General features: G+C 45.0%; 22 protein-coding genes and 1 riboswitch. Of the genes, 14 read left to right on the top strand and 8 right to left on the bottom strand.

Annotation, left to right across the window (positions count from 1 at the left end; all coding sequences use genetic code 11):
• Positions 1-97: 97 nt before the first annotated feature.
• Together AOT82_RS08155 and AOT82_RS08150 are read right to left on the bottom strand one after the other, a co-directional pair.
• Positions 98-355, bottom strand: coding sequence for a YheV family putative zinc ribbon protein (locus tag AOT82_RS08155; protein ID WP_071002596.1), 258 nt, complete (start codon positions 353-355; stop codon positions 98-100).
• Complete coding sequence (locus AOT82_RS08150; protein WP_071002595.1) at positions 356-2,557, bottom strand: M3 family metallopeptidase; 2,202 nt, start codon at positions 2,555-2,557, stop codon at positions 356-358.
• Between the two features lie 704 nt (positions 2,558-3,261).
• On the opposite strand from AOT82_RS08150, the gene AOT82_RS08145 reads away from it, so the two are divergent.
• The 5 genes from AOT82_RS08145 (at position 3,262) to AOT82_RS08125 (ending at position 7,586) form a co-directional block, all read left to right on the top strand.
• Positions 3,262-4,374 carry an AOC03_06830 family ribosome hibernation factor gene (locus AOT82_RS08145; RefSeq protein WP_058023597.1) on the top strand — a complete coding sequence of 371 codons (1,113 nt, stop codon included), beginning with the start codon at positions 3,262-3,264 and terminating at the stop codon, positions 4,372-4,374.
• Positions 4,375-4,578: 204 nt separating this feature from the next.
• The gene (locus tag AOT82_RS08140; protein ID WP_071002594.1) at positions 4,579-5,334 is read left to right on the top strand and encodes an endonuclease/exonuclease/phosphatase family protein; all 756 of its coding nucleotides are present in this window, start codon (positions 4,579-4,581) and stop codon (positions 5,332-5,334) included.
• 178 nt (positions 5,335-5,512) lie between these two features.
• A complete protein-coding gene (locus tag AOT82_RS08135) occupies positions 5,513-6,538 on the top strand; it encodes an NADP-dependent oxidoreductase (protein WP_071002593.1) in 1,026 nt (341 codons plus the stop codon).
• Between the two features lie 226 nt (positions 6,539-6,764).
• A complete protein-coding gene (locus tag AOT82_RS08130; RefSeq protein WP_071002592.1) occupies positions 6,765-7,091 on the top strand; it encodes a hypothetical protein in 327 nt (108 codons plus the stop codon).
• Positions 7,092-7,097: 6 nt separating this feature from the next.
• A complete protein-coding gene (locus AOT82_RS08125) occupies positions 7,098-7,586 on the top strand; it encodes an EcsC family protein (protein ID WP_083328900.1) in 489 nt (162 codons plus the stop codon).
• A 32-nt stretch (positions 7,587-7,618) separates the two neighbouring features.
• On the opposite strand, the gene AOT82_RS08120 is transcribed toward AOT82_RS08125, so the two are convergent.
• The 3 genes from AOT82_RS08120 to AOT82_RS08110 are packed head-to-tail and all read right to left on the bottom strand — an operon-like array spanning position 7,619 to position 11,098.
• Complete coding sequence (locus tag AOT82_RS08120) at positions 7,619-8,236, bottom strand: alpha-ketoglutarate-dependent dioxygenase AlkB family protein (protein ID WP_071002590.1); 618 nt, start codon at positions 8,234-8,236, stop codon at positions 7,619-7,621.
• Positions 8,237-8,256: 20 nt separating this feature from the next.
• On the bottom strand, positions 8,257-9,147 hold the full coding sequence (locus tag AOT82_RS08115) for an alpha/beta fold hydrolase (protein ID WP_071002589.1): 891 nt from the start codon (positions 9,145-9,147) through the stop codon (positions 8,257-8,259).
• A gap of 37 nt (positions 9,148-9,184) precedes the next feature.
• Complete coding sequence (locus AOT82_RS08110; protein WP_071002588.1) at positions 9,185-11,098, bottom strand: ABC transporter ATP-binding protein; 1,914 nt, start codon at positions 11,096-11,098, stop codon at positions 9,185-9,187.
• Between the two features lie 361 nt (positions 11,099-11,459).
• Here AOT82_RS08110 and AOT82_RS08105 point away from each other — a divergent pair, with 361 nt between their 5' ends.
• A complete protein-coding gene (locus tag AOT82_RS08105; RefSeq protein WP_071002587.1) occupies positions 11,460-12,308 on the top strand; it encodes a hypothetical protein in 849 nt (282 codons plus the stop codon).
• 177 nt (positions 12,309-12,485) lie between these two features.
• Complete coding sequence (locus AOT82_RS08100; protein ID WP_058023584.1) at positions 12,486-13,376, top strand: fructose bisphosphate aldolase; 891 nt, start codon at positions 12,486-12,488, stop codon at positions 13,374-13,376.
• A 74-nt stretch (positions 13,377-13,450) separates the two neighbouring features.
• Here AOT82_RS08100 and thiC read toward each other — a convergent pair whose 3' ends face one another.
• Positions 13,451-15,577: a phosphomethylpyrimidine synthase ThiC gene (gene thiC, locus AOT82_RS08095; RefSeq protein WP_227517128.1), complete on the bottom strand. Its 2,127-nt coding sequence runs from the start codon at positions 15,575-15,577 to the stop codon at positions 13,451-13,453.
• Positions 15,578-15,823: 246 nt separating this feature from the next.
• Positions 15,824-15,979, bottom strand: a riboswitch (TPP riboswitch).
• Positions 15,980-16,271: 292 nt separating this feature from the next.
• On the opposite strand from thiC, the gene pstS reads away from it, so the two are divergent.
• From pstS to phoU, 5 genes are all read left to right on the top strand, one after another.
• Positions 16,272-17,444, top strand: coding sequence for a phosphate ABC transporter substrate-binding protein PstS (gene pstS, locus AOT82_RS08090; protein ID WP_071002586.1), 1,173 nt, complete (start codon positions 16,272-16,274; stop codon positions 17,442-17,444).
• Between the two features lie 209 nt (positions 17,445-17,653).
• Positions 17,654-18,607: a phosphate ABC transporter permease subunit PstC gene (pstC, locus tag AOT82_RS08085; RefSeq protein WP_071002585.1), complete on the top strand. Its 954-nt coding sequence runs from the start codon at positions 17,654-17,656 to the stop codon at positions 18,605-18,607.
• Positions 18,608-18,760: 153 nt separating this feature from the next.
• Entirely contained in the window at positions 18,761-19,573 is an 813-nt protein-coding gene (gene pstA, locus AOT82_RS08080; protein WP_392397101.1) for a phosphate ABC transporter permease PstA, read from the top strand.
• Between the two features lie 77 nt (positions 19,574-19,650).
• Positions 19,651-20,571, top strand: a complete 921-nt coding sequence (gene pstB / locus AOT82_RS08075) for a phosphate ABC transporter ATP-binding protein PstB (protein ID WP_071002584.1) — start codon at positions 19,651-19,653, stop codon at positions 20,569-20,571.
• Positions 20,572-20,671: 100 nt separating this feature from the next.
• On the top strand, positions 20,672-21,454 hold the full coding sequence (gene phoU, locus AOT82_RS08070; RefSeq protein WP_058023580.1) for a phosphate signaling complex protein PhoU: 783 nt from the start codon (positions 20,672-20,674) through the stop codon (positions 21,452-21,454).
• A gap of 83 nt (positions 21,455-21,537) precedes the next feature.
• On the opposite strand, the gene AOT82_RS08065 is transcribed toward phoU, so the two are convergent.
• Positions 21,538-21,828, bottom strand: a complete 291-nt coding sequence (locus AOT82_RS08065) for an oxidative damage protection protein (protein ID WP_071002583.1) — start codon at positions 21,826-21,828, stop codon at positions 21,538-21,540.
• Between the two features lie 573 nt (positions 21,829-22,401).
• Positions 22,402-23,775: an argininosuccinate lyase gene (gene argH, locus AOT82_RS08060; RefSeq protein ID WP_071003720.1), complete on the bottom strand. Its 1,374-nt coding sequence runs from the start codon at positions 23,773-23,775 to the stop codon at positions 22,402-22,404.
• 239 nt (positions 23,776-24,014) lie between these two features.
• On the opposite strand from argH, the gene AOT82_RS08055 reads away from it, so the two are divergent.
• A complete protein-coding gene (locus AOT82_RS08055) occupies positions 24,015-25,040 on the top strand; it encodes a histidine kinase (protein ID WP_227517127.1) in 1,026 nt (341 codons plus the stop codon).
• Positions 25,041-25,284: 244 nt separating this feature from the next.
• Positions 25,285-26,022, top strand: a complete 738-nt coding sequence (locus AOT82_RS08050; protein WP_071002581.1) for a LytR/AlgR family response regulator transcription factor — start codon at positions 25,285-25,287, stop codon at positions 26,020-26,022.
• Positions 26,023-26,074 lie beyond the last annotated feature (52 nt).

Genomic DNA, 26,074 nt, shown 5'->3' with positions numbered 1-26,074 from the left:
AAACTCAAAATAAAAAGCCTATCTATTGATAGATAGGCTTAAGTCAGTATGAAATAGTGAGTTGCTTAGGTGGTAGTCTAGAAACAACACTGGATAACTAGGGTTTGAACTTGACTGTACCACTGGTGCCTGTTGTCATGGCATCGCGAGCAAGCTGATCCTCAAGATGGTTTTTGGCGCTGATGGCATCAGGGTCAGGGCGATGTTCCGAATGTCCGCATTTTGTGCATTCGATGTATTCATCTGGCGTTGGCGTAACAATATTTATCTGTACCACAGCGTCCATCTCCTGGCATTTTGGACAGCGCACTCCTGCTAAAAATCGACGTTTAGGGCTTGATGACTGATAGCGCATTTAGATAGCCTCGCGTGTTGTTTGAGCATTTGCAGCATCAGTATTCTTTGCATCAGTGAAACCGTTATGGCGTAGCAAGGCATCTATGTTCGCACTACGGCCACGGAAGTTTTCGAAATTGGTTTTGGCTGGAAAACTACCTCCAACAGACAGGATCGACTCACGAAAAGCTTTACCTGTTGCTGGGTTAAAAATGCCCTCTTCTTCAAACTTACTAAACGCATCTGCCGAGAGCAGCTCAGCCCATTTATACGAGTAATAACCTGCAGCATAGCCACCTGCGAATATATGGCTGAAGCCATTGGCAAAGCGGTTATAGTCAGGTGTTTGCATGATAGCGATATCGCTACGCACGGCATTTAAAGTCGCTAAGATACCCTCATAATTAAGTGCTGGTGTATGGGCATGAATCAGCAAATCAAACAGCGCAAACTCAATCTGGCGCAGCGTTTGTAGGCCGCTTTGGAAGTTTTTGACAGCCAATAGTGCATCAAGTTTGTCTTTAGGCAGTGGCTCGCCAGTGTCGACATGACTGCTAATAAGGGCAATGCCTTCAGCATCCCAAGCCCAGTTTTCCATAAACTGACTAGGAAGCTCGACGGCATCCCATTCGACGCCATTGACACCCGCGACATCACCAACGGTCACTTGAGTTAACAAATGATGTAAGCCGTGACCAAATTCGTGGAATAAGGTCAGCACCTCATCATGGGTCAATAAGCTTGGCTTGCCATCAAGTGCGGGCGTAAAATTGCCAACCATGAAGCAAACAGGTAGCTGCTGATGGTTTTGTTCCTCGTAACTGTAACGAGATTGAAAACCACTCATCCAAGCACCGCCGCGCTTGCCGCTACGAGCAAACAAATCAAAATAAAATCCGCCAATCAATTGATCATCAGCATCAAACAGTTGGTAAAAACGTACGTCATCGTGCCAGCGTGATACAGAATGATCATCTGCACCCTCATAGCTTTGCTCTTGTACTGTAATACCATATAGACGTTCGACAATGGCAAACAAACCGCTCGTCACTTTTGGCAATGGAAAGTACGGACGAATCTCTTCTTGTGACAAGCTAAATTCACTTTGTTTTACTTTCTCAGCGATGTAGGCGCTATCCCAAGGTTGCAATTCATCAATGCCATAATCCTGCGCATACCTCTGTAACTTTGCTAAATCTTTCTGCGCGGCTGGGGTCGCTTGAGTGGCCAAGTCACGCAGGAACGTTTCTACCTCTGAGACACTGTCTGCCATCTTAGTCGATAGGGATACTTCAGCATAATTATCAAAGCCTAATAACTTGGCCTTTTGTTCACGTAAGGTGAGAATTTGGCTCATGATGTCAGCATTATTTAATGACTCACCTTTAGCATTGGTATGCGTATCAAATTCAGAGGCGCGCGTGACATAAGCGCGATACAGCGTTTCCCGTAAGCTGCGGTCATCAGCGTGGGTCATAACCGCTAGATATATAGGAATGTTCAAGCTTGCGACATAATAAGGCGTCGGAAGCGCGTCTATATCTGTTTGACTCAGGGTGCCATTAGCAAGCTCACGAGTCTTGAACTGTTCACCTGCATCTGCCAATAGCGCCAAACCGCTCTCTGTTAAGCCTTTTAGCTGATTTGGTTGTAGAGGCAATGCAAAGGCTTGGGTTGCATCCAAGATACGATCTGAGAATGTCGCAGATAAGGTAGATAGCTCACTTTGAATAGCAGCAAATTTATCTTGCTCAGTCTTAGGTAATGCCACCCCTGATAACTCAAAGCTACGTAGTGCCAGCTCGATCGCCCGCGCACGTGCCGGCTCAAGTGCCGCAAAAAACTCGGTATCATCGACGATCGTTTGATAGCGGGTAAAAAGTGGCTGATGTTGACCAACCCGCGTCCCGTAAGCCGATAACTTGGGCAGTAGCTCGTGGTGGACATGACGAATCTCATCGTTACTCATCACGCCATTGAGATGAGACAAGATTCCCCAGCTACGATCCAGCGCTAGATTGATATGATCAAACTGCATCACATCTGCCAGTGCTTGCTCAGCGCTTAATTTTGCAATGCCAGTACTATTGTCAGCCCCCGCCGTCAAGTTATCTAAGAAACTATTGGCATCGTCGATAGCATTGATGACTTGGGTTTGTAATGTACTTGGCGCAGCATTGGTAAAATCAACAAGGCGCAAATCTGAAGAAGGAAGAGACATAAAGGTATCCGATATTAATGATTATTATGAAAGAAAGATTAGGCAAACGTAGCTTTTAAATCGCGCTTGATACGAGCTAACTTTGCGATGTACTACGACTCGCGCCATTTAAAATTTATATTTAGTTATATAAAAGATGGGTTCATTTAGTCAAAATACAACCTGAGTACTTATAAACTAAGAGTGAATGCTTAAACTAAAAGTGAATGCTCAAAGGAAACGACAAATAATAAATAATATAGTAAGTTGAGATATAGTGAATTCAGTATAAAAACGATACAGTGGGACTGGGATAAGTTTTTCGCAGCCTCTGTCTGCGTAGGCACAGCACGCAAGGAAAATTTAGACCAGTTCCACCTAGATATATAATGTATCTGTTTTATTTAGGACTGACTATAGTAGAAATCTTTAACAATACAGAGTGCTCTACTTACAAAGGGCTATCATTTGCTTGCAAATTAACCCTATAGCGAGCTTAGGGTAGCTGTTAGCATCAATATAAAGGAATTTAAAAATTGTACGCCGATCAGGCGTACAGATAGACAATGGATAAAAAATATTGATGAATTGACAGTATAATTCGTTGTTTACCGACAATGATTAGAGCTGCTATTAATAATAAATAAGGCAAGATGCCCTGACATTGTACTCATAAAAGAATGTATAAAATCGAAAGTAAATGATAATAAAACAAGGAGCAATATATGAAAGCGACTCTTAAAAGCTTACGTGAAACCAAAGCCAATCCAGCGGTAAGTATCTTTGTTAAGACCCACCGAGCACATCCGGCGAACGAGCAAGATCCTATCGCTCTAAAAAATCAGTTGAAAGTTGTCGAAGACCGCCTAAATAAAGAATATGATAAGAGTACAGCGACGACTATTTTAGATAATATTCATGCAAAGACCAAAGAATTAAATCATAACTATAATCTCGATACTTTAGCGATATTTGCTAGTACAGATGATGTGCAAATCGTCCGTATGCCAATCGATACGACCGAGCGCGTTGTCATATCAGACAGCTTTGCCACTCGTGATTTGGTGCGTGATATGGCCAGTGCGGTACATTACTATACGGTTGTCCTAACCCGCGATAATTCTCGTCTGATTGAAGCATCAAATGATCGCGTCATTAGAGAGTTTGATAAAGATGACGACATACAAAATAACATGGAAAATATCCAGTTTCCTGTTGAAAATAACGGGCTATATACCACAGGTGACGGTGGGTCAGATCGCTCATCAAATAATGAAAGCAGCCACTTAAAAGAATACTTTAATCAAGTCGATAAAAGCGTACAAGAGCTATGGGGTGAGCACAAAATGCCACTCGTGATCGTTGGTGACGCCAAAAACATCGGTTACTATAAAGAAGTCTGCGACCGTCCAGACAACATCATTGCTACCGTGTCAAATGTTACTAATTTAGAAGATGGCAGCGCTCAGCATATCGTTGATAGTGTACAAGAAGCGGTAGAAGAATACCGTACATCATTACATCATGCTGCTTTGGGCGAAATCGATAAAGCCCGCGGTGCAAATATGCTGCAAACTGATCTGCAGGAAGTATACCGTAGTGCATTCCAAGGCGCCGGCGAGACCCTTTACGTACGTCGTGGCTATATCCAATCTGCCAAAATTGATGAAAAAGCGCAAACTCTAAGCCTTGTAAGCGACGCTAGCGCAGAAGGCGTGACTGATGATGCGATCGGTGAAATCATCGAGCATGTCATCCATAATGGTGGTAAAGCTGTATTTATGCCACAAGATATCATGGGTGAAGATCAACCAATCGCGTTAGTTACTCGTTACTAATTTAACGATGATCTAACAATGACACCTACGTGCGATATTCATTTATGAATTAGCCATTAATAATGGATAGGTGTAATATGAGAGCATTGGTTCGATATGAGCCAGTGCTCTTTTTATTTCTTTCATTACTATCACTCTGGGTGTTATCGTAGCTGAGCTATTGATTTTTACTCCATAAATATTGAGCGTACAATTAATCAAATTATGACTACCACCTCTTTTGTTTTAACCAGCTACAACATTCATAAAGGCATGTCACCACTAAACCGTCAGGTGAAAATGCAAGGTATTGCTCAAGCGTTAGAAGCGGTGGGCTCCGACATCTTATGTTTGCAAGAGGTACAAGGGCAAAACCTTAAACGCAATATGCAATATAACGAATATCCCAATCAGTCTCAGCATGAATGGTTTGGCGAATTTTTGGATTTAGAAAATAGCTATGGCAAAAACTCAGAATACGAGAATGGTCATCACGGCAATGCCGTATTAAGCCGGTTCCCATTAGACCCAAAGCACAATGTCAATATTACCGTCAATAGGCTAGAGCAGCGCGGCGTCCTGCATTGTGAAGTGCAGCCTATCGGTTGGGACAGACCAGTTGTTGTACTGTGCGCGCATCTAAATCTGTTTGAGCGTGACCGTATTAAGCAGTATCAGGCTATCAGCGATTATGTAAGAAATGAGATTGCACCTGATCAACCGCTCATCTTGGCAGGCGATTTTAACGATTGGAAAAAGATGTCTTGCGACAAACTGGCAACTGAGCTTGGTATGATAGAAGCATTTAGACATTGTCATGGCAAATTGCTACCGACATTCCCCGCAAAACTGCCAGTGCTCAGTTTAGATCGTATCTATCTGCGTAATTTGGTTGTCAAAGACGCATGGGTACATGGTGGAAAGCCGTGGTCATCATTGTCGGATCATTTGCCGATTAGTGCAAAGCTGATGCTGCCCTAATACTTTCTTAATACTTGGTGGTGATGTGCTCGGATGCACTGCCTTGATAATCTATCGAGACTAAAACATCTTTTTAGCAAAAATACTATCGACTAAAATCGCCCCTTATGAAATAGTCATCTAACTTGAAATAAATAGTAAGCACTAACTAATAAACAAAATATAAGGATATATCACTATGGCAACGCCATCTACTAACGACAATAACCAACAACCTCAACTCCCCAATACCCAGCACGCTGCCCTGATACGTGAATTCGGTGAACCAGAAGTAATGATATATCAGGATGGTGTCGACATCCCTGAATTACAGGACGATCAGGTATTGGTCAAAGTCGCCTATGCCGGTATCAACCCTGTCGATTATAAAACCCGCCAAGGCAAAGGGTGGGGCGCAGAAAATATACAAAAACAAAAATTCGACAATAACCAGCCTGCTATTTTAGGGTTTGACGTATCAGGTACAGTGGTTGATAGCAGCAGCGATGAGTTCGCTATTGGAGATCGCGTTGCCGCCTTGACCTTTACTGGTGGTTGCTATGCGCAGTACGTGGCGGTAGACACCAAAATGCTTGCCAAAGTGCCAGAGAATGTGACATTAGAGCAGGCAGGGGCATTGCCGTGCATTGGGCAAACAGCGCTACAGTTTGTGGAATTTGCAGATATCAAAGAGGGTGAGCATGTCGTAATCAATGCACCAGCAGGCGGCGTCGGTCACTTATTAATACAGCTATTAATGGACAAAGTAAGCCGTGATGATATTAAGGTCACAGTTATTTGCTCACCAGAAAAATATGCCAAGCTCGGTGAGCTTATCGATACTGACAAGCTGGCAGGCTGGATTGATTATACCAAAGACGAAGCGTTCCCTGACTTGCAAGCCGACGTACTACTTGACTTAGTTGGCGATGATGCTGGCGTGCGCGCCCTGAGTGTGCTCAAATCGGGCGCGCGCGTGAATGTGTTGCCAACCATTTGGGTCGATAAACTCAAAGAAGCAGGCGAGCAAAAAAGCTTAGAAGTATCAGGGTATAAAGCGCAGCGTAGTGGTGATGATATGGCGCGTGTTTTACAGCAAGTCGCTGATGGTCAATTAACCTTAAAAATCCAAAAAATCTATCCTTTATCAGAAGTGGTAGCCGCGCACCATGAGCTACAAAAGGGCGATGCATTCGGAAAAATTGTCCTTGCTGCTTCTGAATAAGGGGCGCTAACCAGTTTTTTAAAAATCATAGGATCCTTTACGTACTTCATAAAGCTCTACAAGAATGGTGTCTCTGACAACACAACAGGCCTACTCTCTAATGTTGTCTGCTGTAGGATAGTGAGAGACACGCTGATAAATGAAGTAATAACAAAGGATGTTCTATGACTATGAATAAAGACATTGAAAATAAAGTTACAGAGAATAAAAAACAGACAAAAAAGTCATGGATCATGTCGCCTATGAAGCGCAAGTGCGTGAAGAAATAGAAGCATGGAAAAACCCTGATAAAGGCGTTTTGGACAAAGCTTTTGTGGTCCTTAATACGCCTATTGTCGCGGCAGGTGATGCATTAATGGATGTGCCGCAATTCGGCGATGCCTTAAAAAAAGCAACTGAGCAAACCATCAGTACTTTGAGTAATGCCGCCAATTGGACATTGAACACTCAAGGCGTTATCGAGAGCTATCAAGAGGAGCCTGATTTTGAAGGCTCGTCAATCAAGACGCTTTCTGATATTAAACATCTACCAATTGCGGTTGTCGATAAATAAGTCAAGCTGCTCAAAAGTAAATATGTCGCGCTCACCAGTGTGCAAGGCGTGACGACAGGGGTGGTTGGCTGGGTAGGTATTCCAGCCGATGTGGTGGGTCTTATCACTACCAATCTACGCGCTATCGGAGAGTATGCGACTTACTATGGCTTTGACATGAATGATAAAGGCGAGCAGTTGTTTGCCATGTCTTTGTTGGCGGTGGCTACTTCTGCCTCTGCTGAAGCGCGCAAAGCAGCACTGGATGATACCCGTGCGATGATTAAAGATCCAGAAACGCAGACATTTAATCAGATTAATGAAGAGGTCATGTCGCGGGTACTGCGTCAGACAGCAACCAAAGTGGCCACCAATATGGTCAAAACGAAAGCCGCGCAAATCATTCCTGCGGTGGGTGCAGTAGTGGCAGGTGGCGTCAATGCCAACTATACGGCCAATGTCTGTGAAGCGGCGTATCAATGCTACCGTGAACGTTTTTTAGATCGCATTGCATAGGTAATCGTTTACTCAACCTGACCATGGCAATTTTAGTTTGCAAGCATTTGACGAAATGTCAGGCTAATCCGTCCAGTATCGACTGTTTTTGTTTTCGTGATTGTATGCTTCCAAAAGCGCTGTGTGTCCCCATGCATGACAATTAATTGTCCAGACTCAAGATAAAGCGCGACTTTTTCTTGAGTTTTTTTGTGCTTAAAGACAAATTTGCGGGTGGCACCAAGGGAGAGAGATGCAATGATTGGTTGATGACCGAGCTCTTTTTCATCATCGGCATGATAGCCCATGCCATCAGTGCCAGTTGGATAATAGTTGAGCAAGCAGGTGTTGAAATGTGCTGCAATACCGATGTCTGCCAACGCTTTTTCTATATATTGTTTCACGTGGAACACTATATCTGACCATGGTATTGTCTGTCGCGTATGCCCTGAATACTGGTAATCTGCATCCGTGTCTCCCATCCAGACAATTTGGCGAGTCGTCACATGAGTTTTACCAAATAACGTCACTATATCCGATTGCCAAGGCAACCCATTTAGCAACGTATTATAGAGGACATTGGCATCGTTTATGACTATGCCTAGATCGTTTACATTACCATCATAGGGCAATAAATTATCTGTAGGTGTTGGGGCAAAAAGGTCAGTCATAGATCAATAGTTATCTCTCATTATTTGCTGCGTTGATAGTGCTCTTGAATGATCTGAGCACACAGTTTGGGCGCTTCCATTGGCAGTAGGTGACCATAGTCTAGCAATGAGATGATGCTGCTATCAGGCACAAATTTTTGCCATTGTTGTCGTACCTTATCATTGATGAATAAAGTAGGCTTACCGGTAATCAGCGTATAGGGGCAGCGTAGTTTTTTGAGCGCGGCATCGATATGAGGTGCGCTAAAATAGTTGGCCAGCTCTTGCTCTGGAGCAAACATCAAGCTGTAACTTCCATTTGGATTTTTGCTCAAGCTCTGTTCGGCAAATATCTGCAAGTGTTCATCACTGATGCGTCTATAAGCACGCTGCGCACGCAAGTTGTCATAATAAGCATCGACACTCGGCCACGTAGATTGCCGATTTACTGTGCTTTTGAAAGGCTCACGACTCAGCAGGATAGAGCGCGGTAACAGATTATACAAAATAGCTTGGTTTTTGGTGAATGTGACAGGCTCTATCAGATATAGCTGCGAAAACAGCTCTGGACGTTTGGCTGCTGCCATGGCTGTGGCGGTTGCGCCTTGTGAATGTCCGATACCGACGACAGGCTTATCTTGTGTTTTTTCTAAAAACTCAATAAGCAGGTCAGCATCTTGCTCACGCGTTAGACGACGGCTGTGCGGTTTGTCATACCAATAGCCACGCAGGGCAAGTGAGCTGATATCAAACTCAGTTGCCAGCTCATTTAGCAATGGCGTATAGGTACCAACGGTGAAACTATTACCACCATAAAAATGCGCGGGTGTGCGGCGATGGTTATCTGTTTGAACTGACTGATTGAGCTGGCTAAGATGATAGTAACGTGCTTTTTTACCATCAAGATTGATGCTGTTTGTAAATGCTTCCATAAAATAAACACTTCCTTGTGATTTATTTTGATGGGTCTTAGTTGTCTTCACCTAAGAAACCACCGCTTTGACGTTGCCATAATTTAGCATAGACGCCATCGCGTGCGAGCAGCGCCTCGTGACTGCCTTGTTCAATAATACGCCCTTTGTCCATCACTACTAGTCGATCCAGTGCCGCAATGGTTGATAAACGGTGGGCAATGGCAATCACGGTTTTGCCAGTCATCATGTCGTTTAAGCTTTCAGTAATAGCAAATTCGATTTCAGAGTCAAGGGCACTCGTGGCTTCATCAAGCAGCAAAATTGGTGCGTTTTTCAGCATTACGCGGGAGATGGCGATACGCTGGCGCTGACCACCTGAGAGTTTGACGCCGCGCTCACCGACCTGGGTATCAAGGGCGGTGTTGCCTTTGTCATCGCTTAAGTCTTTGATAAAGTCCCATGCTTGGGCTTGCTTAGTGGCTTCAATAATTTCAGCATCGGTGGCATCTGGACGACCATAAGCAATGTTTTCACGGATGGTACGATGCAATAATGAGGTATCTTGGGTCACCATACCAATTTGCTGGCGCAGTGACTCTTGAGTGACCTCATCAATTGCCTGTCCATCAATAAAGATTTTGCCACTATCGACATCAAAGAAGCGTAGTAGTAAATTCACCAAGGTTGATTTGCCTGCCCCAGAGCGTCCGACCAGACCGATTTTTTCACCTGGTTTGATGTCCAAATAAAAGTCATCTAGCAGCTTCACACGGTTGCTCGCCAGTGCGGTACCTGCATTGTGCGCCTCATCGACGCGCGCGCCTTCATCATCGGCAGCGATCATATCCTCTTCGTAACCAAAATCAATATGATCAAAGACAATACGACCATCAGTGACCGTTAGTGTTTGCGCATTAGGTTTATCGACGATTTTTTGCGGGGCTGATAGAGTACGCATACCATCTTGTACCGTACCAATACTCTCAAACAAACTGGTGGTCTGCCACATAATCCAGTGGGTCAAACCGTTTAAGCGCAGTGCCATAGCAGTCGCTGCGGCAATCGCACCAACACCAACATCACCTTGTTGCCACAAATATACACCGATAGCTGCAGTCGAGCCAATCAAAGTCACACTGATGGCATGGTTGACGACCTCAAGATAGCTGACCCAGCGCATCTGTGCGTGTACCGTACCCAAAAACTGATTCATCGCGTATTTGGCATAACCCAATTCGCGCTGCGAGTGGCTAAACAGCTTGACGGTCATGATATTGGCATAAGCATCGGTGATGCGTCCTGTCATCAACGCACGGGCATCCGCTTGGACAATGGCCGTACGTTTGAGGCGCGGAATAAAGTACCACATGGAAAGCCCAAACAGTACAAACCAAACCGCAAATGGAATGAGCAGCAAGCTGTCTAGATTAAACAAAATCACCCCAGTAGTGACAAAATACACCACCACATACATCATCATATCGGTGATGGTCATCACTGTATCACGCACGGCCAATGCCGTTTGCATCACCTTTGCTGAGACACGTCCTGAAAACTCATCTTGATAAAACTGCATCGACTGCCCAAGCATTCGGCGGTGAAAACGCCAGCGCATCTGCATCGGAAACACGCCTTGGATCACTTGAAAATGTACCAATGACGATAAGGCAATCCAAAATGGGCTGAGGATTAACACAGCAAACATCAGCAGTAGCATGTCGCTTTTTTCTGCCCACAGTGTCTGCGGGGTATAAGCACCCAGCCAATCCACCAAGTTACCAATCCATGCAAACAACATGGCCTCATAGACCCCAACACCTGCGGAGAGGATCATAAATAAGAACAGCCAGCCACGTAAACCATGAGTACAGGCCCACAAAAACTTCAACAACCCCTTACGAGGCAATGGCATGGGCGTTTCTGGGAAGGCAGGAAGACGGGATTCAAAAAAACGAAAGAGAGCGTTCATAGGCGGCAATAATACGTCAAAACAGAGCGGTTTTGAGTCGTTACTTATGTTAATAAAATAGCAGGGTATTTTATCAAAACTTGGCAATCAGGCGTGCAGTAAATTGTAATTGATCCATGCATAGTGCTTTTGGTTGATACGTTATTGCCAATAACGCGCGTGGAAATACGGATAAATAGATTGCTGTCAAAAATATATTTTGCTACCTTCTAGACCGCAACTGGCTTAGTTGATCGAATGATGAGCGTTGTAATCATATTTTTTAATGAAATCAGTTGAATACAAAGCGGCTTACTTGATGCTGCGCCACCAGTGTATGGATAATAAATACCCAGTACTAGGGTTCAAAAGGTAGGCCTTAATGATGTATCTAACCATTGCGGTGCTGTGTAGCGTCGCTGTTTCAGTGCTTTTAAAAATACTACGCCAAAAGAAAATGGATATTCGTCAGACCATTGTCGCAGGTTATCCCGTCGCTTTTTTACTGACTTGGCTTTTATTAAAGCCCGATGTCGGCGCCATACATGCGCTAGACAGTGCTTGGGGCATCATCATCGCGCTTGGGATCTTGCTACCGGCCGTGTTTATTATCCTTGGACGTGCTATTGAGGCGGTGGGTATGGTGGCAACGGATGCCTCCCAGCGCTTATCATTGATTATTCCGATCATTGCCGCTTTTTTGCTATTTGGTGAGGTGCTGACAGGTACGCGTGTGCTGGGATTGGCACTTGGCTTTTTGGCACTAGGAGCACTGGTTTATCGACCACAGCAGACAGATACCCCTAAGCAAACAAAATACACACCGCTGTGGTTATTCGGTGTATGGGCGGGTTACGGCATCATCGATATCTTGTTTAAGCAGGTTGCCAAGCAGGGTACTGCTTTTCCGTTGACACTGTTTGTGAGCTTTGGAGTCGCAGGTTTATTATTACTCGTCTATCTGCTCGTCACTCGGGTGCGCTGGCAGGCAGACGCCCTTGTCGCTGGATTGCTACTTGGCGCGCTCAACATGGGTAATATTTATGCTTATGTCAGAGCCCATCAAGTGCTCTCCGATTCATCCAGTATTGTGTTTACGGGGATGAACGTGGGTGTCATCGCAGTCGCCACATTGATCGGAGTGGGCGCGTTTAAAGAACGACTCAATCGCATCAATTTGGTGGGGTTGCTACTTGCAGTATGCTGTGTGGGCGTCTTATTTTTGGCGTGAGATAAGTTGTCCAAGGAAGGATAAAGTAGAATTTTTAGCAAAGTTGTCACGTTTTCTATATAGGCATACTTATCATCCTATGATAAGGTCATCTACAAATAGCAGACCTTATATAGGTGATAGAAAGCTTGATTTATAATGTTTAATTTCACTCAATAAAAATAGGATGTACTTTCAATGGAATACGACAATCAGTTGCAGCGCATAAAAGACGGTTCAGGGTTTATCGCTGCGCTCGACCAAAGTGGTGGCAGCACACCAAAGGCTTTAGAGAATTACGGCATCAGCGGCGATGAGTATGAGAATGATGAGGCCATGTTTGATTTGGTGCATGAGATGCGTGCCCGTATCATGACGTGCGACTGTTTTGACAATGAGCGTGTGCTTGGTGCGATCTTATTTGAAGATACCATGGAGCGTGACGTCAATGGTAAGTCGACCGCCAACTATTTGTGGGAAGACAAGCAAATCGTTCCATTCTTGAAGGTAGATAAAGGTTTGGCGGAGCAGATGAGCGGCGTCCAAGTCATGAAGCCGATGCCTAATCTAGATCTGTTGCTAGATAAAGCCAAGAACTATCCAGTATTTGGTACCAAGATGCGCTCAGTCATTTATGAGCCAAATGTCGATGGTATTGAGCTCGTTGTACAGCAGCAATTTGATGTGGCCAAGCAAATCATCTCAAAAGGCTTGATGCCAATCGTTGAACCAGAGGTCAATATTGATAGTGCCCAAAAGCATGATTGCGAAGTGCTATTAAAAGCCAATATTTTGCGTAATCTGGAACGCTTAAATGACGAACAGCAAGTAATGCTCAAGCTGACATTGCCCGAAGAAGCAGGATTTTATCAGGAACTGGTCGACCATCCAAAAGTGCTCAAAGTCGTGGCGCTATCTGGTGGTTATAGCCGCACTGATGCGTGCGCGAAGCTCAAACAAAACCCCGGTATGATTGCCAGCTTCTCGCGCGCCTTTACCGAAGGGTTGAGTAAGCAGCAAAGCGATGAAGAGTTTGCCGATACCATCAATACGTCGATTGAGGAGATTTATCAGGCGTCGAAGGTTTGATATTACTAAATACATAAACTAAAAAAGCCCAAACCTGATAGTCAGGTTTGGGCTTTTTTATTATAGTAAAAAGCTTATACCTCTTTGTATAACTGGCGTCCTTCCTTGTTGTATTTTTCCATCATCTCAGCCATGCCTTGACGGACTTCTTCAGCACTGGCTTCGCCTACTTGTCCGACCAGTTCTGTATCGACTTTTTTGATCAAATGATCATCATCGCTTAAGTCGCCTGATTGCGGCGTTACCTTTTTATTGGCGGCATCTTTGTCCAGTCCTGCTGCATACTCACGCACGTTTTGCGTAATTTTCATGGAGCAAAACTTCGGACCACACATAGAGCAAAAGTGTGCCGATTTATGCGCATCTTTTGGCAAGGTCTCATCGTGATATTCGCGCGCGGTATCAGGGTCGAGCGCCAGATTGAACTGATCATCCCAGCGGAATTCAAAGCGCGCTTTGGATAGCGCATTATCACGCGCCTGTGCACCAGGGTGACCTTTGGCAAGGTCGGCGGCGTGTGCAGCGATTTTATAGGTAATAATGCCGTCTTTGACGTCTTTTTTGTTTGGTAGCCCTAAGTGCTCTTTTGGTGTGACATAGCATAGCATCGCGGTACCAAACCAGCCAATCATCGCCGCACCAATCGCACTGGTGATATGGTCATAACCCGGGGCGATGTCAGTCGTTAATGGGCCCAAGGTATAGAAAGGCGCGTCCGCACACAGATCAAGCTGCAAGTCCATGTTTTCTTTGATACGGTTCATCGCCACGTGTCCAGGGCCTTCAATCATCACCTGTACGTCGTGCTCCCATGCCACTTTGGTCAATTCACCAAGCGTACGTAGTTCGCCAAACTGCGCCTCATCATTGGCATCTTGCAAGCAGCCGGGGCGTAGGCCATCACCTAGACTGAACGCCACATCGTATTGCTTCATAATCTCGCAGATATCTTCAAAATGCGTGTATAAAAAGCTCTCTTTGTGATGCGCCAGACACCACTGCGCCATGATAGAGCCGCCGCGTGAGACGATACCTGTCAAACGCTTTGCGGTGAGCGGTACATAGCGGAGCAGGACGCCTGCGTGAATGGTAAAGTAATCCACACCTTGCTCGGCTTGCTCAATCAAGGTATCACGGAATATCTCCCACGTCAGATCTTCAGCGACGCCATCGACTTTTTCTAAGGCTTGATAAATCGGTACGGTACCAATCGGCACAGGAGAGTTGCGGATTAGCCATTCACGAGTTTCATGAATGTGATTGCCCGTCGATAAATCCATGATGGTATCCGCGCCCCAACGCGTGGCCCATGTCATTTTGGAGACTTCTTCATCAATCGATGAGCCGAGCGCTGAGTTGCCGATATTGGCATTGATTTTTACCAAAAAGTTGCGCCCGATAATCATTGGCTCAGATTCAGGGTGGTTGATGTTGTTGGGGATAATTGCACGTCCAGCGGCTACTTCATCACGGACAAACTCAGGGGTGATAATTTTGGGCATATTGGCACCGAAGCTCTCACCCTCATGTTGACGCATGTCAGTCAGTTCATGCTGCTTTTGCGTCTCACGTATCGCAATATATTCCATCTCAGGGGTAATGATGCCGCGACGCGCGTAGTACATCTGAGTGACGTTTTTCCCTGCTTTGGCACGGCGCGGTTTGTCAATATGAGCAAACCTGAGGTTGGCAGTGCTGATATCACGAGCACGTGCTTGCCCGTATGAGCTAGACAGACCGCTTAGTTGCTCGGTATCACCGCGCTCGGCGATCCAGTTTTCACGCAGTTTGGGTAGACCGCGGGTCAGATCAATCTCGACATTGGGGTCAGTGTACACGCCTGAAGTATCGTACACATAAAAAGGCGGATTGTGCTCGCCATCCTTATCACCCGTACCGCCAACTGGCGTATCCGTTAAGCTGATTTCACGCATCGGTACTTGAATATCAGGCCGTGAGCCTTCGATATAGACTTTGCGCGAGGCGGGTAGGATACGGTGTAAGTCGCGCGCGTCTTCTTCAAAGCGTGCATCACTGGCGGCGCGGTGGGCAGGTGTCTTTAGCGCGTCGGCTTTTTTATCGGCTTTGGTGTCTGATACGAGAGGTATGTTATCGGCTGGGTTGTGCGTTTGGACTTGTGATGGCGCTGAGGCACTGTCTAAAGAGGCATTGTCAAAAGAGCTGCTGTTTGAAATAGTCATATGCTGTCCTAGCGTGTTGGTTTTTGAATAAAAGCAACACCGCCAGTAGCTGCGGGGCAAACACTCGTCATTCAGACAAATTTATATTATCAACACCTAACAGCGAGCAAAGAAATTGTCGCGGTTAATGGTCATCAAATAGTGGACGCCGCTTTCTATCTTCTCTCGTTATCTACGTATGCGGCGTGCATCGTTAGACAATAGCGATGATAAAAAAGTATTTTTACGCGTCCGTTGTCATCAATAACAACGTGCTTAAGACTTCCCTGCGTCGGTACTAACCGCATCAGGTTCGGCGGGTGATCTCTCAGCGAATGTAGATAGGTGGCTACTTTTATCAATGTTTAACTATAAACGTTTAATAAAGTAGGCCAATGCTACATCGCACCCCGAGTCTGTCAGTGTTGTAAATCTTCTTCATACTAACAAAATTCTGCGTTAACGGCTAATGGAATTTGGATGAAAATATCAGGCGCTTATTTTGCTATTTAGCATGGATACAAAGAACAGGAGTTATTGATAGTAATTAAAATTCCTTGATATTACTGATACTTAGAGGCGATTGCTAAATATTGTGTAAAGCGAATGCAGGATTTGAGAGGTTGTCATTAAACTGTCATAAAGATTTGGCAAGATAACGCTCATATCACAAACAATGCTTTTTTATATCGTTGTTAAATTTCAGGAGTCCTACATGCGTTATTCGTTATTAGCAGTGGCCGTTAGTTGTACATTAATGCTTACGGCGTGTAATAAGTCAACAGAAACGGCAGAACCAGCTGCTGATACGACCAGTAGCGCCGCTACCACGGCTGAAACCACCACGCAGACTCAGGCAACGCCTTCTGCTGACACGGGTTTCAAATCTGCTGAAAACATTGCCATGAATATCACAGGTGCAGGCGCATCATTCCCGCAGCCGATCTATGCCAAATGGTCTTCTGACTATAACGCTGCCACAGGTGGCCAAGTCAACTATCAATCTATTGGCTCATCTGGTGGTATCAAACAAATCCAATCAAAAACCGTCGATTTTGGTGCTTCTGATGCGCCATTAACACCTGAAGAGCTTGAAGAGTCTGGTCTTATCCAGTTCCCAACCGTGATTGGTGGCGTTGTGCCAATCGTTAACATCGATGGCGTTGAGCCAGGTCAGTTGAAGCTAGATGGTGAAACCTTAGCCAATATCTATCTGGGTAAAATCAATAACTGGAATGATCCTGCGATCAAAGCCTTGAACCCAGATTTGACTTTGCCAGATGCCGCCATCACCACAGTATTCCGCTCAGATGGTTCAGGTACGACGTTTAACTTTACCGATTATCTCGCCAAGGTATCACCAGATTGGAAAGACAGCGTTGGGGTTGATAAAACGGTCAAGTGGCCAACCTCTGCGACTGGTGCAGGTGGTAAAGGTAATGAGGGCGTCTCAAGCTACGTCAACCGCATGAAAAACTCTATCGGCTATGTGGAGTATGCCTACGCCAAGCAAAACAACATGTCACATGCCGCGCTTAAAAATGCCGCGGGCAATATCGTGCAGCCATCTGCTGAAACCTTTGCCGCCGCTGGTGACATCGATTGGTCACAACAAGAAGGCTTTTATAAAGTCATCACCAACTCTGAGACGGATCAAGCATGGCCAATCGCTGCTGCTACTTTCATCTTAGTACACAAGCAACCAGAGAATCCTCAGCAAGTCGCTGGCGTGTTGAACTTCTTTGACTGGGCGTATACCCAAGGTGATGATGATGCCATGGCGCTAGACTATGTCCCATTCTCTGATACAGCAGTGGCTCTATTCAAAGAGAAATGGAATGAGGTCAAAGGTAGCGATGGACAGCCTGTTTATAAGCCAGCGCAATAAACGATCTGTACAAGCTGCTTAATGACTTTTTGATTTCCTCTTAAGCCACTATTCTCCGGTAGTGGTTTGAGAGGTTTTATCACAGCAAATTTGACCAAAACACTAATCGCTATATTTCACGATAATCATTAGTCAAGTTGCGTTTGCTGTCATAAAACGAAATGAACACCCTGATTTTTTGAATTCACCCATTCAATGCTGAGACACTTATGACAGACTTAAGGTCCCAACTGGCTAAACAAAAACGTTACGACGCTTTATTTGTCAATTCTACCAAAGCGTTTGCCATACTCGTCCTCCTATCGTTAGGGGGCATTTTGGTGTCTCTGATTGTTGGGGCGTGGCCGAGTATCCAAGAGTTTGGTCTGGGGTTTTATAGCAGTAATAATTGGGATACGGTTTCCAATGAGTACGGGGCACTCGCGCCTATTTATGGCACCTTGGTGACGTCATTTATCGCGATTGTTATCGCTGTACCAGTCAGTTTTGGTATTGCGATATTTTTGACCGAAATGTGTCCAAAGTTCCTCAAAAAACCGCTTGGCATTGCCATTGAGCTGTTGGCAGGTATTCCTTCTATCATTTATGGGATGTGGGGCTTGTTTGTCTTTGCGCCTTTCTTTGGTGAGCATATTCAGCCATGGTTTATTGAGCATGTGGGCCCGCTACCTATCATCGGTAAGCTGTTTACAGGCGCACCCATGGGACTAGGGATGTTTACCGCGTCCTTGGTACTTGCCATCATGATTATCCCTTTTATCGCTGCCACCATGCGTGATGTTTTCTCTGTGGTGCCAGATCTACTCAAAGAGTCGGCCTACGGTATGGGTGCGACGACGTGGGAAGTGATGTTCAAGATTATCTTGCCTTATACCAAAGCGGGTGTCGTTGGCGGCGTGATTTTGGGACTGGGTCGTGCGCTCGGTGAGACCATGGCAGTGACTTTCTTGATCGGTAATGCGTTCAATATCAGCCCAAGTCTATTTACTTCTGGTGTGACCATCACCTCAGCATTGGCCAATGAGTTTGCCGAAGCGTCAAGTGAGCTGCATCTAGCATCTTTACTACATCTGGGCTTAATCTTGTTTATTATCACCTTCATCGTGCTGTCGTTGGCCAAACTGATGCTCATGCGCATGGATCACAAAGCAGGTAACCGATAAGCCTAAGCATGGTTATTGGATCTCGATTGATATTGATAAAAGATATGGGAAATAAATAGTATGGCTGCTAACAATGCGATGAATGCGCCCATGACCACCAAGCCAAGCAGCGTGGGGCGTTACAACAAGAGTCTGTACAACAAACGTCGCTGGATGAATAAGCTGGGTTTGGGGTTTGCCATGTCAGCCATGGTGTTTGGCTTATTTTGGTTATCATGGATCTTGGTGACGCTGTTTATTGAAGGCTTCCAAGGCATGGTGCAGCTGCCAATTTTTACCGCTGACACGCCACCGCCGATGAGTCCAGGTGGTTTGCGCAATGCGATCGTGGGTTCTGCCATGCTGGCGTTTTCAGGGTTGTTCATCGGCGCACCCATCGGGCTTATGACTGGTATTTATTTGTCTGAGTTTTCTAGAGGCAGTATGCTTGGCCAAGTGACGCGCTTTTTGAACGATATTTTATTATCGGCACCATCCATTGTCATTGGTCTGTTTATATATGCTTTAATGGTCAAAGGTCAAAGTTTCTCTGGTTGGGCAGGCGCATTGGCATTGGCATTGATTGTCATTCCAGTCGTCGTACGTACCACAGAGAATATGCTGAATCTGGTACCCAATAGCTTGCGCGAAGCGGCTTATGCACTTGGCACGCCCAAGTGGAAAATGGTGACGCAAGTGACTATCAAGGCTGCCAAAGCGGGACTGACGACAGGGGTACTTTTGGCTTTTGCTCGTATCACTGGTGAGACGGCGCCATTACTATTTACCGCCCTCAATAATCAGTATTTCAGTACCGATATGGGTCAGCCAATTGCCAACTTACCCAATACCATCTATCAGTTTGCGATGAGTCCTTATGATAATTGGCACACACTGGCATGGTCAGCCGCGCTGCTGATCACAGCGTCGGTCTTGGTATTGAATATTTTGGCAAGATTTATTGGCAATCGCGGTCAGGTCAAATAAAGACAGATATCGCTGCAAAGATACCAAGTATTTACTTATATTTATACGAAATACACTAAGCTAGGTTGGATAATATTATGAATGATGTCGTAAGCAAAGCCCGCACAGAAACAACGGCTGATCGCTTTAACAGTACAACAGACAGCTTGTTAAATAGAACCACGTCTCATAGTGCGCAATCGCAGCAACCCAATACTGCTGACTTCACCAAGCAAAGTATTCATGATATGCCCAAAAACATGCCCAAAGCAAAAATGGAAGTCCGCGATCTTAACTTTTACTACGATGATTTTCAGGCATTAAAAAACATCAATATCGATATCGCAGAAAAGAAAGTAACGGCGTTCATTGGTCCGTCAGGTTGCGGCAAATCGACGCTGCTACGTACCTTTAACCGCATGTATGATCTGTATCCAGGAATGCGTGCAGAGGGCGCTATCAACCTTGATGGGCGCAATATTTTGGGCAAAGACATCGATGTCAACTTGCTACGCGCGCAGGTCGGTATGGTATTTCAAAAGCCAACCCCGTTTCCCATGTCGATCTATGACAATGTTGCCTTTGGTGTCAAACTCTATGAGAAGCTCAGCAAAGACGAGCTAGATAATCGCGTGGAGTGGGCACTAAAAAAATCGGCGCTATGGCCAGAAGTGAAAGATAAGCTAAAAGCATCCGGCCTGTCGCTATCAGGTGGTCAGCAGCAGCGTCTGTGTATTGCCCGTAGTGTCGCAACCAAGCCTGAAATATTGCTGCTCGATGAACCAACCTCTGCGCTTGACCCTATCTCGACGGGCGCTATCGAAGATCTGATAGAAGATCTCAAAAATGACTATACCATCGCCATTGTTACCCACAACATGCAGCAAGCGGCGCGGGTATCAGACTATACCGTCTATATGTATCTAGGCGATATGATCGAGATGGGTGAGACCGATCAGATCTTTACCAAACCTACCCAAACTGCGACAGAAGATTATATTACTGGTCGCTATGGCTAGGGCCGATTAATTAGTACTGAAGAGCTAATACTGAAGTTGGGTCGTTTCACTCAATCAGCATATCGCGCTACTAAAATATAGATTTCAGGGAATACCTCTTATGCAAAGTGATAAGCATATCTCCAAAAGTTTTGACCAAGATCTTGATGAAGCCATCCGTTTGTTCTTATACATGGGTGATAGTGCTGCCAACCAAGTGGCCAAAGCGATTCATGCACTTATTGATAGAGACGAGACACTGGCGCAAGAGGTCATCGAGATGGACTTTGATATCAACCGCATGGAGGTTGAGCTCGATGAACATATTTTATTGTTGGTTGCCAAGCGTCAACCTGCCGCAGGAGATTTGCGTCTGGTTATGTCGATCAGTAAAGGCGTGGTAGATTTGGAACGTATTGGCGATGAGGCGGTAAAAATCGCGAAAATGGCCAGCAGAATTGCCGCACAAGGCAAATCGTCTTACGGCTATGCTGAAGTGCAGCATTTGAGCAATCAGGTAAGACTGATGCTTAACAACGCACTAGAAGCCTTTAGTCAATCAAATGCTGAGCAGGCGTTTGAGGTCATGCGCAATGACAGTGTGGTCAATAACGAATATCAATCTGCCATTCGCGCGTTGATGACCTATATCATGGAAGACTCAAGACAAGTCTCAAAGGTTATCAATATCATGTGGATTTTGCGCTCGCTTGAACGTATCGGCGATCATGCGCAAAACGTGGCGGAGCTGGTCATCAACTATATCAGTGGTCAAGATGTACGCCATTCAGACTATGCCATGGTCGAAAAAGCAGTGCAAGAAGCCAATGATCGTCTGGCTGCTCGTCAAGTGAGCACGATGTCAGTCGACGACTACGAAGCTTTAGAAAGTAATGACGACTAATAACGCAGGCAAAATAGTCTTCTTACGTAAAAAACGCGCTTACTATAGCGCGTTTTTTATGGGCGTAATGCAGTGGTCTCAGCCTAGCTTTCTGGCGTCCAGCCTTGAGCGCGCTCATAGTCTTCATTATCCAAGAACTTATCACGTTGCTCGGTCAAGAATTTTTTAGCTTCAGGATCCATCATGCTCAAATGATTCTCATTGATAAGCATGGTTTGATGTTCTAGCCACTCTTTCCATGCCTTGTCAGAGACTGTGTCTTGTAGCTCTTGGCCTTTTTTGTTAGGGAAGGGCGGATGCGGCATTTTTGGTAGTTCTTGCTTGTATTTGCGGCAAAACACGGTATTGTCTTGGGGATTAAAAGTCTCAGTCATCAGGTGTTCCTTATTTATCATATTAGGCCATGCCATCAATTAGCCCATTAAATCATTTAGCGGTCTTAAAATGGCTACATCTTGTCAAACATCGTCAAAAACTTTGTGAATATACCGATATTCTCTGCAGTTTTTTCCTTGTTTGACTACCATTTATCTTATTTTAAGCCTCGCTATCTAAATGATGATATGCCCTAGCAGGCAAATTAAATAATCATATGAGCCTATGATAACGCTCTTGGTCAATTTAGCAAAGGGTATCTCGTGTCTGTTATTAAACAGACACAAATCTATAAGGTGTTATCAGCACGTCTTGCCTTTATTCTGATTTATCGTTTCATATCAGATAGACAAAGAAAGCGCGAAAAAAGGGCGGGTAGCTGATAGTAAGTTATAGTTAATTCAGTTTAAAAGAGATATAAGACAACCGAGCGCAGATGTAACTGTGATACTGCAAGTGAGGTTAACGCTATAGCTCTTTTATAGGGGATTGACTATAAATAAAAAACACCCGCATCAATAGCGGGTGTCAGATGTAGCGCGGTCAGTTCACTTATGCTTAAAACGATATGATCAAGCAAAGGCTTTTAAACGAGCGCGGCCATTGATTACGGCTTGCTTGACTTGATTTGGCGCAGTACCGCCCAGATGGTCACGAGCTGCTAGTGAGCCCTCTAGCGTGAGATAGTCAAAGACATCCTCACCGATGGCATCGCTGAATTGCTGTAGTTGTGCCAAGGATAAGTCACTGAGATCAACGCCTTCTTTAATGCCTAGTGCAACCGCATTACCCACGACTTCATGCGCATCACGGAATGCAACGCCTTGACGGACCAGATAATCTGCCAAGTCAGTGGCAGTAGCATAGCCTTTCATTGTCGCAGCACGCATACTTTCTTTGTTGGGGACGATGTTGGGCAGCATATCAGCAAAGGCAAGTAGTGAGCCTGTTAGCGTGTCAACACAATCAAACAAAGGCTCTTTGTCTTCTTGGTTGTCTTTGTTGTAGGCGAGTGGCTGGCTTTTCATCAGGCTGAGTAATGTCATCAGCTGACCAAAGACACGTGCCGCTTTACCGCGTACCAATTCTGGCACGTCAGGGTTTTTCTTCTGCGGCATGATTGATGAGCCAGTACAGAAACGATCTGGTATCTGCACAAAGTTAAACTGCGCTGACATCCACAGAATAATCTCTTCGCTCATACGTGACATGTGCATCATCAGAATCGAGGCGGCGGAGGTGAACTCAATCGCAAAATCACGATCTGAGACGGCATCGAGCGAATTTTGACAAATACCTTCAAAACCCAATAGCTCAGCGGTGATTGTACGATCAATCGGGAACGTCGTGCCAGCGAGTGCGGCGCTACCAAGTGGCATCTGATTGATACGGCGGCGGGCGTCAATCAAACGCTCAGTATCGCGATACAACATCTCAAACCACGCCATTACATGGTGACCAAAGCTGACAGGCTGAGCGGTTTGTAAATGCGTAAAACCAGGCATAATGGTATCGGTATGTTGATCAGCCAGATCAAGCAAGCCACTTTGTAAGCGTATGAGCAGCTCGATAATATTATCGATCTCTTCACGTAACCACAAACGAATGTCGGTCGCGACCTGATCGTTACGGCTACGACCCGTGTGTAGTTTTTTGCCAACAGCGCCTATAATATCAGTGAGGCGTGATTCGACATTCATGTGCACGTCTTCGAGGGCGATTGACCAGCTAAACTCACCTGCTTCGATCTCACGTAATACTTGATGAAGACCGTCGATAATGGTGGCCACTTCATCAGCAGTCAAGATATCGCATTCTTTGAGCATCGTTGCATGGGCAATCGATCCTTGAATATCGTGACGAGCAAAGCGTTGGTCGAAGCCGACAGAGGCGGTAAAGGCAGCCACGAAGCTGTCCGTCGCTTCACTGAAGCGTCCACCCCACATCTGCTGGCCCTGAGTACTGGTAGGGCTGTTTTGTGCATCTTTGTTTGTTACTGAGACATTCGTGCTAGAATCAGAAGCAGATGAATTTTTACTTGATTCAGGATTAGTAAGGTTTGAAGAATTGGCGTTCATATTGGTACAAGACAAGTCAAGAGAGTAAGAACTCAAGTATAGCAAATGATGAGGTTGCCTTACTAGCTACGCGCTTAGAGTTTTTTATTCCAAAACTCATGGAGATCATGAGGCCTTTGCAGTGGCTGACATATATTGCTCTTTGGTCACTGTTTCTCACAGTGATTGAGCGGCATGGTCTGTCCAGTTGGTCGGACTTTATCATCAAGCTTGTTGCGCGAACCATACAAAACGGTTTGACCGTTATACCTGCATTATATTTGGTAGATTATCTGCGCCCTGTCTTCAAAAATGCCAGCATTCCGAGTGTGAGTGTGCGTATCGTCATGCTGATGATGTTTGCCGCGACGGTTTCTATGGCTTTAGTCGTTTTGGTTTTGATTAATATGGGTTTGATGGAATATGATCGTCAAGCTTTTATGACCAATCTGTTTTTCAATACCGTACTGACGGGCGGTTTTACCATTGTATTTTTATTATACTTTTTGCGTAGCTACCGTGAGCTTAATGCGCTCAAGCTATCGTTTGAATACAAATTGACTGCACAGAATGACTTAATAAAAGCCCGCACCGCGCCTCACTTCTTCTTTAATACCATCAACACACTGGTCTCACTCATTGAGTCCAATCCGTCAAAAGCCTCTGCTTTATTACAAAACGTTTCGGTCTTATATCGTGCCAGTTTTAGCGGCGAACGTGAGATTAGCTTTGAAGAAGAAGTGGCGCTGTGTGAGCATTATCTAGCGATCGAGTCTAGCCGTTTGGCAGACAAACTCGAGGTCCATTGGGATTTGCCTGATGAAGATATTATGTATGATATGGTGATTACAGCGTTAACCTTACAAAGCGTACTGGAGAAAATGCTACTCAATGTGGTTGAGATGACCACTGAAACCATCCATTTTAATATTAAAGTCACTTGGGAGCAGCACAGAGTAGCTATTCAGATCGACGTCGAACTTCCCACAAAGACCTTAATCATTAACCATAATTTGCGTCAGCATATGGATTTTTATATTCAAGCGGATCGATTACGTGCGTACTTTGGTCAAAGCGCTGATATCCAAAGCACAGTTACTGGTAACCACATCACTACCATTATTGACTATCCCTTACAAGACGTCAGTTTATAACTTTTCCTCTTTTACCGTTTTTTATGATGTTCTCAGACACTATATTCTTATTATAAGATGTTGTGGCATATTTATTGCATCGTCTTTTATATCTATATGGTTATTGCGATTTTTATCTGGCAATTATTGACAATGAATGGTTACTATCAAAAATATGATGCAGAAAATTTCACCATATTGAACTGGTCAGTACATTCGTCATACCATCGAAACATATTCAGTAGAGTTTGGGGTGGGAGCTTACATGCGTATTGTAGTTTGTGATGATGAGCCTTTAGCGCGTGAGCGTTTGGTCAGAATCGTACAGGAGTCAGGTCATGAGGTGGTTGCTCAAGCTACCACAGGGGCAGAAGCGATTGTCGCCGTAAAAACTCAGCAGCCTGACATTATATTATTAGACATTCGTATGCCTGAGATGGATGGGGTGCGCTGTGCTCAAGAGCTGGACAAACTTAATCATCCACCAGCCATTATATTTGTCACCGCTTACGATCATTATGCGATAGCGGCACTAAAAGCCAATGCAATTGGTTATCTGTTGAAACCGGCAAACAAAGACGAGCTATTAGAAGCACTGAACAAAGCAAAAAACCTAAACGCGGCGCAATTGAACGAAATTCGCAAGCTTGCAAATCCAGCGGCGCGTCCGATACGCGAGCATATTGCTGCTCGTACCCATCGCGGGGTCGAATTGATTAAGCTCAAAGATATCTATTATTTTGCGGCAGATCAAAAATACGTCAAAGTACGTCACAAAGATGGTATGGTATTGATTGATGAGACCCTAAAAGAGCTAGAGCGAGAGTTTGATGATCGTTTGTTCCGTGTGCATCGCAACGCTATTATCAATCTGAATTTTTTAGACTTTTTAGAAACCCTAGACGCTGGACAATATCAGATACGTTTTAAAGGAATCGATGAGACGTTAGCCGTGAGTCGTCGTCATCTGCCAGCCTTACGTGACAAAATCCAAAGCATGTAATAGGATGTTTTCAGAGCGACATAATCATCCCATATCATCAAACCCTTATTTA

It is taken from the genome of Psychrobacter sp. AntiMn-1, assembly GCF_001854065.1.
Lineage (GTDB): Bacteria > Pseudomonadota > Gammaproteobacteria > Pseudomonadales > Moraxellaceae > Psychrobacter > Psychrobacter pacificensis.
Note: the sequence above shows the minus strand (reverse complement) of the source record. Positions and strands in the feature narration are given on the sequence as shown.